Source organism: uncultured Sphingopyxis sp., from assembly GCF_900078365.1.
Classification (GTDB): Bacteria; Pseudomonadota; Alphaproteobacteria; order Sphingomonadales; family Sphingomonadaceae; genus Sphingopyxis.
In genome coordinates this window covers 77,592-93,845 of record NZ_LT598653.1, presented here as the reverse complement: position 1 = coordinate 93,845, position 16,254 = coordinate 77,592, and the positions used below count along the sequence as shown (strand labels likewise).

At 67.9% G+C, this 16,254-nt stretch carries 10 protein-coding genes; 6 read left to right on the top strand and 4 right to left on the bottom strand.

The genetic code is table 11. The annotated features are described in order from the left end of the window. The first annotated feature begins 138 nt into the window (after window positions 1–138). A complete protein-coding gene (gene dnaK, locus QZL87_RS00395; protein WP_295322436.1) occupies window positions 139–2,043 on the top strand; it encodes a molecular chaperone DnaK in 1,905 nt (634 codons plus the stop codon). A gap of 112 nt (window positions 2,044–2,155) precedes the next feature. Further along, window positions 2,156–3,286 carry a molecular chaperone DnaJ gene (gene dnaJ / locus QZL87_RS00390; RefSeq protein ID WP_295322435.1) on the top strand — a complete coding sequence of 377 codons (1,131 nt, stop codon included), beginning with the start codon at window positions 2,156–2,158 and terminating at the stop codon, window positions 3,284–3,286. Window positions 3,287–3,457: 171 nt separating this feature from the next. Here dnaJ and QZL87_RS00385 read toward each other — a convergent pair whose 3' ends face one another. Further along, window positions 3,458–5,767 carry a patatin-like protein gene (locus QZL87_RS00385; protein WP_295322433.1) on the bottom strand — a complete coding sequence of 770 codons (2,310 nt, stop codon included), beginning with the start codon at window positions 5,765–5,767 and terminating at the stop codon, window positions 3,458–3,460. Window positions 5,768–6,041: 274 nt separating this feature from the next. On the opposite strand from QZL87_RS00385, the gene QZL87_RS00380 reads away from it, so the two are divergent. From QZL87_RS00380 to QZL87_RS00370, 3 genes are all read left to right on the top strand, one after another. Continuing rightward, window positions 6,042–8,213, top strand: coding sequence for a TonB-dependent receptor (locus QZL87_RS00380; RefSeq protein WP_295322432.1), 2,172 nt, complete (start codon window positions 6,042–6,044; stop codon window positions 8,211–8,213). Window positions 8,214–8,340: 127 nt separating this feature from the next. After that, entirely contained in the window at window positions 8,341–9,438 is a 1,098-nt protein-coding gene (locus tag QZL87_RS00375) for a PepSY-associated TM helix domain-containing protein (protein WP_295327071.1), read from the top strand. 205 nt (window positions 9,439–9,643) lie between these two features. Further along, window positions 9,644–11,824, top strand: coding sequence for a primosomal protein N' (locus QZL87_RS00370; protein ID WP_295322431.1), 2,181 nt, complete (start codon window positions 9,644–9,646; stop codon window positions 11,822–11,824). Here QZL87_RS00370 and QZL87_RS00365 read toward each other — a convergent pair. From QZL87_RS00365 to QZL87_RS00355, 3 genes are read right to left on the bottom strand one after another with little or no spacing between them, the layout of a single operon-like run. Then, on the bottom strand, window positions 11,821–12,579 hold the full coding sequence (locus tag QZL87_RS00365; RefSeq protein WP_295322430.1) for an isocitrate lyase/phosphoenolpyruvate mutase family protein: 759 nt from the start codon (window positions 12,577–12,579) through the stop codon (window positions 11,821–11,823). The two genes, QZL87_RS00370 and QZL87_RS00365, sit on opposite strands and share 4 nt — an antisense overlap. After that, window positions 12,579–13,616 carry a bifunctional DNA-binding transcriptional regulator/O6-methylguanine-DNA methyltransferase Ada gene (gene ada, locus QZL87_RS00360; RefSeq protein ID WP_295322428.1) on the bottom strand — a complete coding sequence of 346 codons (1,038 nt, stop codon included), beginning with the start codon at window positions 13,614–13,616 and terminating at the stop codon, window positions 12,579–12,581. Before ada ends, QZL87_RS00365 begins: the two co-directional genes overlap by 1 nt. Next, a complete protein-coding gene (locus tag QZL87_RS00355; RefSeq protein WP_295322425.1) occupies window positions 13,613–14,098 on the bottom strand; it encodes a DUF1203 domain-containing protein in 486 nt (161 codons plus the stop codon). Before QZL87_RS00355 ends, ada begins: the two co-directional genes overlap by 4 nt. 394 nt (window positions 14,099–14,492) lie before the next feature. Between QZL87_RS00355 and QZL87_RS00350 the strand changes: the two genes are divergently transcribed. Further along, complete coding sequence (locus tag QZL87_RS00350) at window positions 14,493–16,028, top strand: serine protease (protein ID WP_295322421.1); 1,536 nt, start codon at window positions 14,493–14,495, stop codon at window positions 16,026–16,028. Window positions 16,029–16,254 lie beyond the last annotated feature (226 nt).

Below are 16,254 nucleotides of genomic sequence, written 5' to 3'. Positions count from 1 at the left end.
AATGCGCGGTATTTTCGCACCCTCGATAAGCCGTCAAAGCCCTTGTGCCAAGGCAAAGCGCACCTATATCGCCCCCATCAAATCCCATGGACGGCGTGCCTGTTGAGGGCGCCAAGGAAGCAACAAGGACGAGTATCAATGGCGAAAGTGATCGGGATCGACCTCGGCACCACGAACAGCTGCGTCGCGGTGATGGAAGGCGGCAAACCCAAGGTTATCGAAAATGTCGAAGGCACGCGCACGACCCCGTCGATCGTCGCCTTCGCCAAGGATGGCGAGCGCCTGATCGGCCAGCCGGCGAAGCGCCAGGCCGTCACCAACCCCGAAAATACCATCTTTGCGGTGAAGCGCCTGATCGGCCGCCGCTTCGACGATCCCATGACCAAGAAGGACATGGAACTCGTCCCCTATACCATCGTCAAGGGCGCCAACGGCGACGCGTGGGTCAAGGCGGGCGGCGAGGATTATTCGCCGTCGCAGATCAGCGCGTTCATCCTTCAGAAGATGAAGGAAACCGCCGAAGCCTATCTGGGCGAAAAGGTCGAGCAGGCCGTCATCACCGTTCCCGCCTATTTCAACGACGCGCAGCGTCAGGCGACCAAGGACGCGGGCAAGATCGCGGGCCTCGAAGTGCTGCGCATCATCAACGAGCCGACCGCGGCCGCGCTCGCCTATGGCCTCGACAAGACCGAGAACAAGACGATCGCGGTCTATGACCTTGGCGGCGGCACCTTCGACATCTCGATCCTCGAAGTCGGCGACGGCGTGTTCGAGGTGAAGTCGACCAACGGCGACACCTTCCTCGGCGGCGAGGATTTCGACTCGAAGCTCGTCGAATATCTCGCCGACGGATTCAAGAAGGACGAAGGCATCGACCTGCGCAGCGACAAATTGGCCCTTCAACGGCTGAAGGAAGCCGCCGAAAAGGCGAAGATCGAACTGTCGTCAGCCGCGACGACCGAGGTCAACCTGCCCTTCATCACCGCCGACGCCAACGGCCCGAAGCATCTTGTGAAGACGATCACGCGTTCGGACCTCGAGAAGCTGGTCGAAGACCTCGTCAAGCGCACGCTCGAGCCGTGCAAGAAGGCGATCAAGGACGCCGGCGTGTCGGCGAGCGAGATCGACGAAGTCGTGCTCGTCGGCGGCATGACGCGCATGCCGCGCGTGCGCGAAGTCGTGAAGGATTTCTTCGGCAAGGAACCGCACACCGGCGTGAACCCCGACGAAGTCGTCGCGATCGGCGCCGCGATCCAGGCGGGCGTGCTGCAGGGCGACGTCAAGGACGTGCTGCTGCTCGACGTGACCCCGCTCTCGCTCGGCATCGAGACGCTGGGCGGCATCATGACCAAGATGATCGACCGCAACACGACGATCCCGACCAAGAAGTCGCAGGTCTATTCGACCGCCGACGACAATCAGTCGGCGGTGACGATCCGCGTGTTCCAGGGCGAGCGCGAAATGGCGCAGGACAACAAGCTGCTCGGCCAGTTCGACCTCGTCGGCATTCCGCCCGCACCGCGCGGCGTGCCGCAGATCGAGGTGACTTTCGACATCGACGCCAACGGCATCCTGCACGTGTCGGCCAAGGACAAGGGCACCGGCAAGGAACAGCAGATCAAGATCCAGGCCTCGGGCGGGCTCAGCGACGCCGACATCGACCAGATGGTCAAGGACGCCGAGCAGTTCGCCGAAGAGGACAAGGCGCGCCGCGAGGCGGCCGAGGCGAAGAACAACGCCGAAAGCCTGATCCACTCGACCGAACGCCAGATCGCCGAACATGGCGACAAGGTCGACGCGGGCCTCAAGTCCGAGATCGAGGCCGCGATCGCCGAAGCCAAGACGGCGGTCGAGGGTGGCGACGCCGCCGCGATGACCGAAAAGGCCGGCGCGCTCGCGCAGGTCGCGATGAAGCTCGGCCAGGCGATCTACGAGAAGGAACAGCAGGCCGCGGCATCGCCCGACGCCGACGCTGGCGAGAGCAAGGCCGACGAAGATGTCGTCGACGCCGAATTCTCGGAAGTCGAAGACGACAAGAAGTAAACCCTTCTCCCTCTCCCCTTCTGGGGAGAGGGCTGGGGAGAGGGGGAAGGACGGCGGCTTTCGGGCCCCTCTCCCAACCCTCTCCCCAGAAGGGGAGAGGGCTATTTGAATTATGTCGCTCGACATGGATTATTACGAACTTCTCGAAGTCGAACGCACCGCCGACGATGCCGCGCTGAAGGCGAGCTATCGCAAGCTTGCGATGAAATATCACCCCGACAAGAATCCGGGGTGCGGCGACAGCGAAGCGCGCTTCAAGGCGATCAGCGAAGCCTATGACTGCCTGAAGGATCCGCAGAAGCGCGCCGCCTACGACCGCTTCGGCAAGGCGGGCGTCAATGGCGGCGCGGGCGGTTTCGGCGGCGGCAACGGCGCCGATTTCGGCGACATCGGCGATATTTTCGAATCGATCTTCGGTTCGGCCTTTGGCGGCGCGCGCCAGCAGCGCGGCCCCGCGCGCGGCGCCGACCTGCGTTACGACATGGAAATCCGGCTTGAGGACGCCTTTTCGGGCTGCAGCCGCGAAATTCAGGTCGACGTCGCCGCGCGCTGCGAGACGTGCGACGGATCGGGCGCCAAGCCCGGCACCTCGACCCACCGCTGTTCGACCTGCGCCGGCCACGGCAAAGTGCGCGCGCAGCAGGGTTTCTTCATGGTCGAACGCACCTGCCCGGCCTGTCAGGGCGCGGGCGAGGTGATCGCCGACCCGTGCAATAGCTGCCACGGCGAAGGCCGCGTCGACCGGCGCAAGACGCTGACCGTCAACATCCCCGCCGGGGTCGATGAGGGCACGCGCATCCGCCTGTCGGGCGAAGGCGAGAGCGGCGCGCGCGGCGCGGCGCCGGGCGACCTCTACATCTTCCTCCACATGGCGCGGCACAAGGTCTTCGAGCGCGAGGGCACGACGCTCTTCACCCGCGCGCCGATCAGCTTCACCACCGCGGCGCTCGGCGGCGAGATCAGCATTCCCGGGCTCGACGGCAAGAAGCACGACATCGCGATCCCCGCGGGCATCCAGTCGGGCAAGCAATTGCGCCAGCGCGGCGCCGGCATGCCGGTATTGAACGGCCGCGGCCACGGCGACCTCGTCGTCCAGATCGACGTCGAGACGCCGACGAAGCTCAGCGCGCGGCAGAAGGAGCTGCTCTGCGAATTCCGCGAGACCGAGACCGGCGAGGAATGCCCGGCAAGCCAGGGCTTTTTCGGGCGCATCAAGGATATGTGGGACGATCTGACGGACTAAATCCCTCTCCCCTTGGGGGAGAGGGTTGCGCAGACTTGGCGCGAAGCGCCTAGTCGAAGCTGGGTGAGGGTATGGAGCCTCGCGCTCCCGGAGCGTTCCCGCCCTCATCCAAGTCCGCCTAGCCGCTTCGCGACAAGGCTCCCTATCCTTCTCCCCCAAGGGGAGAAGGAATTATGTCCCGACCTCGCCCCTGATCTCGTCGATCAACGCCTGTACCTTCGGCAATCGTCCTTCCTCCTCGTCCAATATCGCATGGAAGGCCCGGCGCTTGATCGCCTTGAGATCGTCGCCCGCCACCGCGCCGTCGCCGGTCACGCTGCTCGCGACGATGTCGATCAGCCGGTCGGCGCCGTGTAGCCGCCCCCAGAGATAATCGTTCTCGCGGTAGGCGCGGCTGAAGAAGGCGCCGAAGCTGTTGAACTCGACCCCCTTGAGCATCGCCGCCGCGCCGCCGGTGCGGATCGCGGTCGCGTCCGACGGCGAGATGCGGTCGATCTTGATCGGGTCGAATTCGTCGAACCCCTCGCCCTGCAAAAGCGGCAGCGTCGCGATGTCGTAAAAGGGATAGCCGAGATAGGCGAAAAGCATCGTCCGCCGGTCGTCCTTCGGCAGCTTCTCGAGCGCCGCCGCGATGACGACGTCGGTTTCGGCGTCGAGCGCGACGAGGTCGCGCCGCGCGGCGATCGCGTCGATCCAGTGGCCGGGCCCGGCGTCAGCGGGCACGTCGAGGTCGGCGAGCCAGCTATCGCCCTCGCGCTCCAGATATTGGCCGAGCGCGGCGAAGATCGTCTCGCGCATCTCCTCGCACACCGGGTCGCGCTTCTCGCGCGTCGCCTCGACCGACGCGTCGAGTTCGCGGGCAAGGAAGCGCAGGCGGCGGATGCGGAAGCCGAGGTCGTGGGTGCGGAAAAACTCGATCGCCGCGCTGCTCGCGCCCGCGCCTTTCCGGCCCGAAATCCGGTCGAGCCCGCGCGCGCGCGCCTCGGTCCACATCGCGATGCGGCGGTTGATGACATGCACCGGCCCTTCGGGCGGGACGAGCCGGTCGACGATGTTGCCGATCTCGTCGATCACCGCCGACAGCTTGAGGTGACCATAGGGCGCAAAGGCGAACCCCGCGCGCGCCGCCGCCTGGTCCTGCGCCTTGGCGCGCCATTTGGCGAGCCGCGCCGGGGTCGGCGTGTCGAGAAAGAAGGTCGTGCCGAACAGCGCCGCCACCTGCTCCTCGACCTCGACCTTCATCGCGTCGATGATGTGCTGCATGCGCCGGATGCGGCGCGACATGCCTTCGATCATCTCGATATTCTCGCGGATCGGCTGTTCGCGCGGGATCGCCGACAGCGAGCCGAGGATCGTCGGCAGAAAGCCGGGCAGCTGGCCCTCCTGGCCGGGCTCGCCCGGCTCGCCGATGCTGATCGCCTTATAATCGGGCTTGGGGTCGATATAGATGAAGCGGCGGTCGATCTCGCGGCGCGCCGGGCGCTGCTTCAACGCCGCGATGGCCGGGCGGAAGGGCGCGTTCGCGAGCACCGCGCCGTCGATCAGCACGCGGTCGGCGGGGTCGCCTTCATCCGCGCGCGGCAATTGCGCGCGGATGAAGGCGTCGCGCCCCGGCCATCGGGTGCCGCGCTTTTCGAGCGCCGCGTCGAGCTCGCGCAGCGTGAAGGGCGGGAAGGCGCCCGGGAAGCTCGCGGTCGCGCGCGCCGCGGCGGCGAGCGCGGGCACGTCGTCGAGCCGCTTGCCCGCGCGGCCGTCGTGCCGGAAATGGATGACCAGCCGATGTTCCTGCTCGGTCACGCGCGGCGGGCTGTTGAGCGTCAGCTCTTCCTTGTGCCCGGCGAAATCGGTCACCGAGACGATCAGGTCGATGGGCTGCGCGGCGGGCACCAGCGGCGGCCCGTGCGGCCCGGCATCCATCGCGTCGAAGGCGTCCAGGAGCAGGTTGGTGAAGGTCTCGCCGCCGAAGGGCGGCTCGAACCAGCGCGCGCGCACGAAGCGCGACAGCTTCGCGCGCACCTCGTCCTGCGCCGTTTCGCCGACGGTGCGGTCGATCGCATTGCCGCGCCGCTTCATCGCCCAGCCCGCGATCGGCACCGCCCAGAATTTGGTCATTGCCGACAAGGGCCGCGCGTCGGGGTCGAGCAGGCTGTCGACGTCGGCGTCCTTCAGCCACAGTTCGGTCAGCGGATCGAGCGACTTGCCCGTCGCGAGCCCGCGCGCGAGGAAGATGCCGTTGATCCCGCCCGCGCTCGCGCCCGCGATGATGTCGGGAAGGATGCGCAGCTTGATATTGCCATGCTCCGCGATCGCGGCGAGCAGGTCGCGATAGACGCCGCCCGACCCGGCGATCGCCTCGCCGTCGTGAAAGGCGCGCGAGGCCGCGGCGAGCCGCCATATCTCCTTTGTAATGCCGTGCATGTAAACGGCGAGGCTGATGCCGCCGTAGCAAATCAGGGCGAAGCGCAGTTCCTTTTCCCGCATGAGCCGGGTGATAGCGGGGTTTGATGGTTCGCGTCACCCCTTGCGCGAGGGGGTATGGAAGTGGGGAGACGACGCACCAAGGATTCGTCATTCCCGCGAAAGCGGGAACCCAGTGCGGGATCAGCCTACGCGCGCGCTGGGTTCCCGCTTTCGCGGGGATGACGAGGTAGAAAGAGGAGCGACGACTTCCGACCGCCACCCATAGCCCCCACGCGAAACCCCTTGCTTTTGCGAATGTGTCGCACTAGCGCGCGCTCCGAAACAGGAGTCCATGATGAATCGCAAATTCGCTCTCGCCGCGCTCGCCTGCACGGCGCTTTCGTCGCCCGCCTTCGCGCAGGATGCCGCACCCGCCGACACGGCGGAGGGCGAGGACGCGATCGTCGTCACCGCCGCGCGCACCATATTGCCGCCGAACGCGCTGCCGCTGACGATCGAAATGATCGACAAGGAGGCGCTCGACCAGCAGATCGCGATTTCGGGCTCGGTGACCGACGCGGTCGCGACGCTGACCCCCAGCTTCTCGCCGACGCGGCAGAAATTGTCGGGCGCGGGCGAAACGCTGCGCGGCCGCGCGCCGCTCTATGCGATCAACGGCATTCCGCAATCGACCCCGCTGCGCGACGGCAGCCGCGACGGCTTCACCATCGACGGCTTCTTCATCGACCGGGTCGAGGTCATCTTCGGATCGAACGCGCTGCAGGGGATCGGCGGCACCGGCGGCATCGTCAACCAGGTCACCGTCGGCGCGCCGGCCGAAGAGGGCGTATCGGGCCGCGCGCTGCTGCAGGCGACCGCCGACAATGAATTTTCGGACGCCGGCATGGGCGGCAAGGCCGCGGGCCTCGTCCAGTATAAGGCGGGGCGCTTCGACGCCTCGGTCGGCGCGGCCTATGAACTGCGGGGCCTGTTCCGCGATGGCGAGGGTCGCCCGGTGGGCATCAACCTGACGCAGGGCGAGACGATGGATTCGAAGGCGCTCTCGCTCTTCGGTCGCTTCGGCTATGCGGTGACCGACACGATGCGGCTCGACCTGATCGCGAGCCGTTTCGAGCTCGAGGGCGATGGCGATTACGCCCCCGTCGAAGGCGACAAGATCGGCGGGCTGCCGACGAGCGCCGAGCGCGGCCTGCCCCCCGGCGTGCCCGCGACCAACCGCACCGAAAGCGTCGCGCTGTCGCTGACCGACACCGACTTTGGCGGCGGCAATTTCGTCAGCCAGATCTTCTGGAACCGCAGCCGCGACACCTTCGGCGGCGAGCCCAATCCGATCGCGAGCTTCCAGGATCCGGCGATCGCGTCCGAAGGCACGCTATTCGACCAGTCGCAGAACCGCAGCCGCAAGATCGGCGGCAAGCTGAGCTATGAACGCGCGGTCCCCGGTTTCGAGGCGCTGACCCTGATCGCCGGTTTCGACGCGCTGTGGGACACGACCGAGCAAAGGCTGATCGCGACCGATCGCGCGTGGGTGCCGCCGACCGAATTCCGCAGCTTCGCGCCCTTCGGCCAGGCCAATCTCAAGCTGCTGGACGGCGCGCTGCGCCTCGCCGGCGGCGCGCGCTATGAAAATGTGAAGATCAAGATCGCCGATTATCACACGCTGGCGGCGACGACCTATGACGGCAGCGATCCCGCGACCTATGGCGGCGTCGACGTCGCGGGCGGCAGCCCCGGCTTCGAGGATGTGCTGATCAACGGCGGGATCATCGTCGAGCCGCTGGCGGGCATTCGCGCCTATGCGAGCTATGCCGAGGGTTATACCGCACCCGACGTCGGCCGTATCACCCGCGCGGTCGGCGAAGCCGGCGTCGACATCGACGATTTCCTCGACATCTCGCCCATCGTGTCGAACAACCGCGAGGTCGGCGTCGAGGTGAAACGCGGCCCGCTCGACGCCAGCGCGACCTATTTCTGGTCGACGAGCAAGAACGGCCAGCGGCTGCGCGCGGGCGGCGACGGCATCTTCACCGTCGAGCGCGAGCGCGTCGAGATCGAGGGGCTCGAGATCAACCTTTCCGTCCGCATGCCGATCGACGGGCTGACGCTGTCGACTGGCTATGCCCATATTACGGGGCAGTCCGACACCGACGACGACGGCGTCGTCGATACCGACCTCGACGGCGCGAACATCTCGCCCGACCGGCTCAACCTCGCCGCCGCTTTTGCCAGCGGCCCCGTGTCGGCGCGCATCCAGACCCAATTCTATCTCGCGCGCAGTTTCCGCGGGCCCGGCCGCGACGCGCGCAACGATTTCGAGGGCTATAATCTGACCGACGCCTTCCTCCGCTATCAGACGAGCCTCGGCGGCGTCAGCCTCGCGGTGCAGAATCTGTTCGACAAGCAATATATCAGCTACGCGAGCGACACCCAGCGGCCGACCGACAATTTCTTCAACTTCGCCGGGCGCGGACGCACCTTCACCTTGGGGTGGGATTACCGGTTCTGACCATGGCTTTTCCGTCCCAACCCGTCGTCATTGCGAGCGGAGCGAAGCAATCCAGAGCGGCGCAAAACCGCCCTGGATTGCTTCGCTCCGCTCGCAATGACGACGGTTCTGAAACGGCGACCGCATGATCAAGCTGCTCGACACGCTGCATCGCTGGACGGGGGGGCTGATCGGCCTCGTGCTGGCGCTCATGGGCCTGTCGGGCACGATCCTGCTTTACGAACATCTGTGGATCGGGGTGCCGGGCGCGGGCGATCCGCTGCGCGGCGACCTCGCGACGGTCGCCGCGACCACCGAAAAGCTGATGGCGATGCCGGGCGCGCAGGGCATCATCTATGCCGACGAACGGTTCGGGCTGCACCAGCTGCGCTTCGGCGGCCAGGGCAATGCGGGCGCGGGCGCCTATGCCAGCCAGTCGGGCGACATCGCGGCGCGCTGGGCGAGCCAGTGGGAGCGGCCCGAGCTGTGGATCTTCGACTTCCACCATCATCTCTTCGCGGGCGACAGCGGCGAATGGGTGATCGGCGTCGCGGGGCTGTGCGGGCTCTTTTTCGTGATCAGCGGCGCGATCCTATGGTGGCGCACCCGCAAGACCTTCCAGCTGCGCCTCTGGCCCAAGCGGATGAGCCGGCCCGCGATCGTCATGCACCACCGCGACCTCGGCATCATCGTCGCGCCCTTGCTGCTGATCTCGGTGGTCACCGGCACGATGATGATCTTCCGCCCGTTCGCGATGGCGATGATCGCGCCCTTCGGTTCGCCCGCCGAGGCCGCGAAGGCCATGGAACCGCCGAAATACAGGAGCGGCCCGCTCGCCGCCAAACCCGATTACACCGCGATGCTGACCGAAGCGCGGCGGCGTTTCCCCGACGCCGAGTTCCGCATCCTCAGCCTGCCGCGCAAGGCGGGCGACCCGATCGGCCTGCGCATGAAGCAGCCCGCCGAATGGCTGCCCAACGGCCGCACGACGCTCGCCTTCGACGCCGCGACGGGCAACGTGCTCGGCGCGCGCGACGCGCTCGCGATGCCGAGCGGCGCGCAGGCGTTCAACAAGGCCTTTCCGATCCACGCCTCGAAGGTCGGCGGCTGGACGTGGCGCATCCTGCTCACGATCTCGGGCCTGTCGCTGACGCTGCTCGGCAGCCTCGCGGTGTGGACCTTCTGGTTCAAGCGGCCGAAACCGGCGAAGCGGGCGGCGAAGAAGGCGGCGCTCGCTTCGACATAGGCCGGGGCGGTTTTGGGGTTGGGGAGCTGACGTTGCCTATAACCGTCGCCCCCGCGAAGGCGGGGGCCGCTGTCGGTTTACGCAACGCCGCCGAGTATTGCCGCTAGCGGCCCCCGCCTTCGCGGGGGCGACGATTGGTTTTCGGCCGGAAGCCGCCCTCGGCGCTTTCCTATTTCACCCGCCGCCCTATATCCTGCGCAGCCCCATGGAACAGTATCGCTCCCGCGCCCGCGTCCTCCTTTTGACCGCCGCTCTCGGCCCGCTCGACTATCGCGTGCCGCATGAGAGCGAGGCGCCGCTCGGCAGCGTCGTCGTCGCGCCGCTCGGGCCGCGGCGGCTGGGCGGGGTGGTTTGGGAGGATGAAAGCTTCGGCGCGCCCGAGCCGGTCGGCGACAATCGGCTGCGCAATCTTTATGAAATCGTGCCCGTGCCGCCCGTCGCGGCGCCGCTCCGCCGCCTGATCGAATGGACGAGCGACTATTATCTCGCCCCGCCGGGATCGGTGCTGCGCATGGTGCTCCCCGGCGCCGCCTTTGCCGACGCGCGGCGTCCGATCGTCGAATATCGCGCGACCGGCGAGCTGCCCGCGCGGATGACGCCGCAGCGGACGGTCGCGCTCGAAAAGATCGGCAACCGGCAGGGCCTCGTGCGCGAACTCGCCGCGCTCGCCGAAGTCAGCGAGGCGGTGATCCGTGGGCTCGTCAACGCGGGCGCGCTCGAAGCGGTGGCGGTGTCGGCCGATCAGCCCTATCCCGAACCCGATCCCGCCTTCGCCCCGCCCGACCTGTCGGACGAGCAGACGGCCGCGGCAGCGCAGCTTCGTGAAGCGGTCGCCGCCGCGAAGTTCGAGACGCTGCTGCTCGACGGGGTCACCGGATCGGGCAAGACCGAAGTCTATATGGAGGCGATCGCCGCCGCGATCGACGCGGGAAAACAGGCGCTCGTCCTCCTCCCCGAAATCGCGCTGACCGAACCGATGCTGACGCGCTTCGCCGCGCGCTTCGGCTGCGAGCCCGTCGCGTGGCACTCGGGCCTCCGCTCGACCGAACGCCGCCGCGCCTGGCACAGCATCGCGGCGGGCGAGGCGAAGATCATCGTCGGCGCGCGCTCGGCGCTCTTCCTGCCTTATGCAAAGCTCGGCGTGATCGTCGTCGACGAAGCGCATGAGACGAGCTTCAAGCAGGAAGACGGCGTCCATTATCACGCGCGCGACGTCGCGGTGATGCGCGGGCATTTCGAGGGGCTGCCGGTGGTGCTCGCGAGCGCGACCCCCGCGCTCGAAAGCCTCGCGATGGTCGAGGCGGGGCGCTATCGCCACATCCTCCTCCCGGCGCGCTTCGGCGGCGCGACCCTGCCCGGCCTTTCGGCGATCGACATGCGGCAGGATCCGCCCGACCGCGGCCGCTGGCTCGCGCCGCCGCTCGTCGACGCGCTCGCCGACCGATTGCAAAAGGGCGAGCAGAGCTTGCTCTTCCTGAACCGCCGCGGCTTCGCGCCGCTGACCCTCTGCCGCACCTGCGGCCACCGCATCCAGTGCCCGAACTGCACCGCGTGGATGGTCGAGCACCGCCTCGTCCACCGCCTCGCCTGCCATCATTGCGGCCATGTCATGCCGCCGCCGCGGCTCTGCCCCGAATGCGAGGATGAGGACAGCCTCGTCGCCTGCGGCCCCGGGGTCGAGCGCGTCGCCGACGAGGTGAGTTCACGCTTTCCCGAAGCGCGCGTCGCCATCGTCACCAGCGACACCCTCTGGTCGCCCGCCAAAGTCGCCGAGTTCGTCGACAATGTCGAGGGCGGCCTGGTCGACATCATCATCGGCACCCAGCTCGTCACCAAAGGCTATCATTTCCCGAACCTCACGCTCGTCGGGGTGGTCGACGCCGACCTCGGCCTTGACGGCGGCGACCTGCGCGCGTCGGAGCGCACCTTTCAGCAGATCGCGCAGGTCGCGGGACGCGCGGGGCGCGGAGTCAAGCCCGGCGAAGTGCTGATCCAGACGCGCGTCCCTGAAGCGCCGGTGATGGCGGCCCTCGTCGCGAACGACCGCGACGGCTTTTATTCGGCCGAGGCCGCGGCGCGCAAATTCGCCGGCGCGCCGCCCTATGGCCGCTTCGCCGCGCTCGTCATCTCGTCGGAGGATATCGAGGTCGCGCGCGGGCAGGCGCAGCGGCTGGGTGCGAAAGCCCCCGTCGCCGACGGCCTCGCCGTCTATGGCCCCGCCCCCGCGCCGCTCGCGATGCTGCGCGGCCGCCACCGCTTCCGCCTCCTCCTCCACGCCCCGCGCAGCTTCGACCTGCAAGGCACGATCCGCGACTGGGTGGACAGCGTCGAATGGTCATCGAAGGCGCGGCTCGCGATCGACATCGACCCCTATAGTTTCGTTTAATAATCGGGTTCGGCGCCGCCCATCACCTGCGCTGCCTGCGCCGTCAGCCACGCCATGGCGGCGGCCCAGGGCTGGTGCCCGTGGCTGATCCGCGCGACGCCCAACGCGGCGAGTTCCTTGTGCGTCGGCCCGCCCTTGCCGCGCAAGATGTTCACCGGCAGCGGCGACGCGTCGCAGATCGCGCCGATGCATTTGGGGTCGAGCAGAAAAGGCACGAACAGCGAGCCCGCCCCGGCATCGGCATAGGCGCGCGCGCGTTCGAGCGTCGCGGCGACGAGCGCCGCTCCGTCTTTCGCCGCATCGGCCCCGCGAAACGTGTCGCAGCGTGCGTTGACGAAGATGCCGGTGTCCACGGCGGCACGGTAGCGCGCAACCGCTTCGGCAACGGGAAGCAACTCGTTCGCGCCAGGCAGCCGGTCCTCCATATTGATCCCCGCCGCGCCCGCCGCCTTCGCGCGGCCGACCGAGACGCCGACCGCCGCCGGATCGGCGCCATAGCCCGATTCCATGTCGATCGTCACCGGCAGGTCGGTGACCGACAGGATGCGGTCCAGATTTTCGAACACATCCTCGATCGGGAAATCCTCGCCATCGGCGCGCCCCTGCGCGCCCGCGACGCCGAAGCTCCCCGTCGCGATCGCCTTCGCGCCCGCACCCGCCACCGCCTTTGCGCTCCCCGCATCCCAGATGTTGACCAGGATCAGCGGGTCGCCTGGAACGTGCAACGCGCGAAATTCGGCAATCTTGTCGGTCATCAAAAACTCTCCCTTTTCAGCAATTCTTCCTTGATCGGCAGACCATAGGCGTAGCCGCCCAAAGACCCGTCGCTGCGCACGACGCGGTGGCAGGGGATCAGCACCGCCACATTATTTGCGCCATTGGCGCTGCCCGCGGCGCGCACCGCCTTCGGCTTGCCCACCGCGGCGGCGATGTCCGAATAGCTCCGCGTCTCGCCCGCCGGAATCTTGCGAAGCTCGCGCCACACCGCTTCCTGAAAGGCCGTGCCCTTCACGTCGATCGGGATATGGTCGAAGCCGTTCACCGGCGCCTCGACCGCATCGACGACCTGCCGCAGCAGCGCCGAAAATTCCTCGCCGCCTTCGATCAGCTCGGCCGCGGGAAAACGCTCCTCGAGCGCCTCGCGTCCCTCGGCGAAGCTCAGACGGCACACGCCCTTGCCGGTCGCGGCGACGAGCATGTCGCCGAGGCTGGTCGGCACCACCGCCCAGTGGATCGTCGCGCCCTTGCCGCCGTTCACCCAGGCCGAAGCCGTCATACCCATGCGTCCCTCCATATTCTCGTAAAAGCGCGACGGCCCCGAAAAGCCCGCGTCGTAAATCGCGTCGGTCACCCGATGGCCCTCGCTCAACGCCCCGCGCGCGCGCTCCTCGCGCAGCGCGCGGGCATAGGCTGCGGGCGACAGGCCGGTGTGACGGGTGAAGACGCGCTGGAAATGCGTCGGCGAATAGCCCGTGCGTGCCGCAAGATCGGCGAGCGCAAGCGGCTCCTCGCTTTGCTTAATCGCGGCGATGGCCTTGATCACCGCATTTTCGTCGCGCGCGACGTCATCGGGCATGCAGCGCCTGCACGGGCGGAGCCCCGTCGCGCGCGCCGCGGCGCCATCGGCGAAGAAACGCACATTTTCGCGCAGCGGATGCCGCGCGGCGCAGCTCGGCCGGCAATAGATGCCGGTCGTGAGCACCCCGGTGACGAAGCGCCCGTCGAGCGCGCGGTCGCGGCGCAGCACCGCCGCCCAGCGATCGTCGTCGGTCATGATGTCGGCGGCGCTCATTTCCCGCTCCCTTTGGGCTCGTCCCTTTCGATCCGCGCGGCGAAACAGCCATATGCGGCGTTATGCGCGTCGATATAGGAAATGCCCGCATCGGCGAACAGGTCGCGGATCGCGCCGTCGGCTTCGCCCGGTCCCGCAAGCCGCGCGGTCCGCAGCATGCCATCGGTATCGAAGGCGCGCAGCGCGAGCGTCCGGCCCTCGAACGCCGGCGGAGTTTCATCGCGATAGCGCCCCGCCGAGACGCCCGGCCGGACATAGATGGCATAGGCGCTGCGATAGGGCGTCGCGACGTCGTGGCTGACATGGTGGAGCAGGATCAGCTCCTCACCCCCCTTGGCATCCTCCAGGCTGATGCGGCACGGAAAACCGCGGTCCGCGGTCGCGGTGACGCGCCGCGCGTTGATCGCGGCGAGACTCGCGTCGTCGAGCGCGAACAAGGGCGCAAAGCGATCGGGGCAAAGCCCCTCGATCAAATAGGTCATCGGAAACATCCTTTCTCGGCTGTTGGAGGGGGAATGCCACAGCGCGATCCGCACCGCGTCCCGATGCTTGCGTTCAAAGCAACGGCGAGCGGATTCCCGAAACCTTCCGCTATGGAATGGCGGCAAACAGCCGGTTGCGGATGTTGAGAGAAGAAAGCCCCTCCCCTTCAGGGGAGGGTTTGGGGTGGGGGTCCGCAACCTTGCGCAAGGCCGATGGCCCGCACCCCACTGCGACTAGGCAGCAAGCTGCCAAGTCTTCGTTGCCCCTCCCCTGAAGGGGAGGGGCTTGATGAATCGCAACGCCCGCGCTCCACCCCAAGGCAGACCGTCCTTTGCCCCATCCAAAACCTCTCCGACGCTTGCCTTCGCTTCGCACGCGGCTAGGCTGCGCGCCATGACCCGCCTGCTCGCCCTGCTGCTCGCCCTCTTCGCCCTCACCCTTCCGGCGCGCGCCGCCGACGACATCAGCGCCGCGTCGCGCAGCGTCGTGCGCGTCGTCACCGTCGCGATGATGGACGGCGAGGTCGTCGGTTTCGGCCATGGCAGCGGCATCGCGATCTCGCCGACGCGCATCGTCACCAACGCGCATGTCGTCGAATCGGCAGCGCGCTACCCGGGCAATGTCGCGCTCGGCGTTGTCCCGTCGGAGGGGAAGAAGAGTTTCGCGGGCAAGCTGATCGCGATCGACACCGCGCGCGACCTCGCGCTCGTCGAGATCACCGAGGGACGGCTGCCGGCCGCCGCCATCTATACGGGACCGCTCGAATCGGGCGCCGACGTCGTCGCGCTGGGCTATCCGGGCAATGTCGACCTCGCGACCGCGCGCAGCGCCAACGACTATATCACCCCGCGCACCCCGACGCGCAGCGAGGGCAATATGTCGAACCTGCAGTCGGTCGACGGGGTCGCGATGCTGATCCACACCGCAAAAATCTCGCGCGGCAATTCGGGCGGCCCGCTCGTCGACCAGTGCGGGCGCATCGCGGGCATCAACACCGCGATCACGCGCGCCGACGACGGCGATTCGCCCTTCGCCTTCGCCATCGCCGGGCGCGAGCTGATGCGCTTCCTCGCCGATGCGGGGCAGCAATATACGAGCGTCGGCACCCCCTGCCTGTCGATGGCCGAGGCCGACGCGCGGAGCCGCGCCGCGATCGACGCCGAAGCGCGCGCCGATGCCGAAGCCAATGCCGCGAAGAACGCCGCCGCGAAGCTCGACCGCGAGCTCAGGGAGGCGCGCGCCGAGGACGAGGCGCTCGTCGCGCGCGAGAATCGCATCGCGCTCGCGGGCGTGCTGTTCGTGATCGGCGCGCTCGCGGCGGGCGCGGGGCTGATGTTCTACGGCCAGAAGAATATGCGCAAGGCGAAGATCGCGGGCGGCGCCGGCACCGCGCTGATTCTGGTCGCGGCGGTGCTGTTCACGACGCGCCCCGACGCGCATGCCGAAATCGCCGAGGAAGCGGCGAAGACCCCCGCCACCGACGCGCCGAAAACGGCGCAGGGCAGCCTGCTCTGCACGATCCGCCCCGACCGCAGCCGCATCACCGTGTCGGCGACGACCGACGTGCCGATCAGCATCGGCAAGGGCGGCTGCGTCAACGGACGCACCCAATATACGAAGGGGCCCGACGACCGCTGGCAGCGCATCCTCGTCCCCAATGAGGAAGCGACCGTCACCGTCGCGTCGATCGATGCGGCGGGGCGCGACTATCGCGTCGAACGCTATCTGCTCGACGCCGAGACGATGGCGAAGGCGCGCGAAACGCGTGCGACGGTCACGCTCAAGAGCTGCACCGCCGACCCCGAGGAACTCGCAGGGCTCGCCGCGCAGCAGGACGCGATCCGCAGCGCGCTTCCCGGCACCCCTAACGAACGGCTCGTCTATCGCTGCCAGCCGGCGAACGGTGCGGCGGCGAATCCTGCGCCCTGACGCGAAAAGGGGCCACGGTCTTGATTCGACTGGAAGCAAGGCGTCGCCCCCGCGAAGGCGGGGGCCGCTGTCGGTTTACGCAGCGACGCAGGAAAGGGCCGACGGCGGCCCCCGCCTTCGCGGGGGCGACGGTTTATTGGAATGTCCGCTCCCCACCCCGAACCGGATGTCAGGCGCCGCATGAGTCCGAACGAAGCATAAGGGCCAGCGCCTCCGCTGCCTTTGC

Coding starts and splice junctions, on each gene's coding strand:
- dnaK (WP_295322436.1), top strand. CDS start 139: ATGGCGAAAGTGATCGGGATCGACCTCGGCACCACGAACAGCTGCGTC.
- dnaJ (WP_295322435.1), top strand. CDS start 2,156: ATGTCGCTCGACATGGATTATTACGAACTTCTCGAAGTCGAACGCACC.
- QZL87_RS00385 (WP_295322433.1), bottom strand. CDS start 5,767: ATGCGGGAAAAGGAACTGCGCTTCGCCCTGATTTGCTACGGCGGCATC.
- QZL87_RS00380 (WP_295322432.1), top strand. CDS start 6,042: ATGAATCGCAAATTCGCTCTCGCCGCGCTCGCCTGCACGGCGCTTTCG.
- QZL87_RS00370 (WP_295322431.1), top strand. CDS start 9,644: ATGGAACAGTATCGCTCCCGCGCCCGCGTCCTCCTTTTGACCGCCGCT.
- QZL87_RS00365 (WP_295322430.1), bottom strand. CDS start 12,579: ATGACCGACAAGATTGCCGAATTTCGCGCGTTGCACGTTCCAGGCGAC.
- ada (WP_295322428.1), bottom strand. CDS start 13,616: ATGAGCGCCGCCGACATCATGACCGACGACGATCGCTGGGCGGCGGTG.
- QZL87_RS00355 (WP_295322425.1), bottom strand. CDS start 14,098: ATGACCTATTTGATCGAGGGGCTTTGCCCCGATCGCTTTGCGCCCTTG.
- QZL87_RS00350 (WP_295322421.1), top strand. CDS start 14,493: ATGACCCGCCTGCTCGCCCTGCTGCTCGCCCTCTTCGCCCTCACCCTT.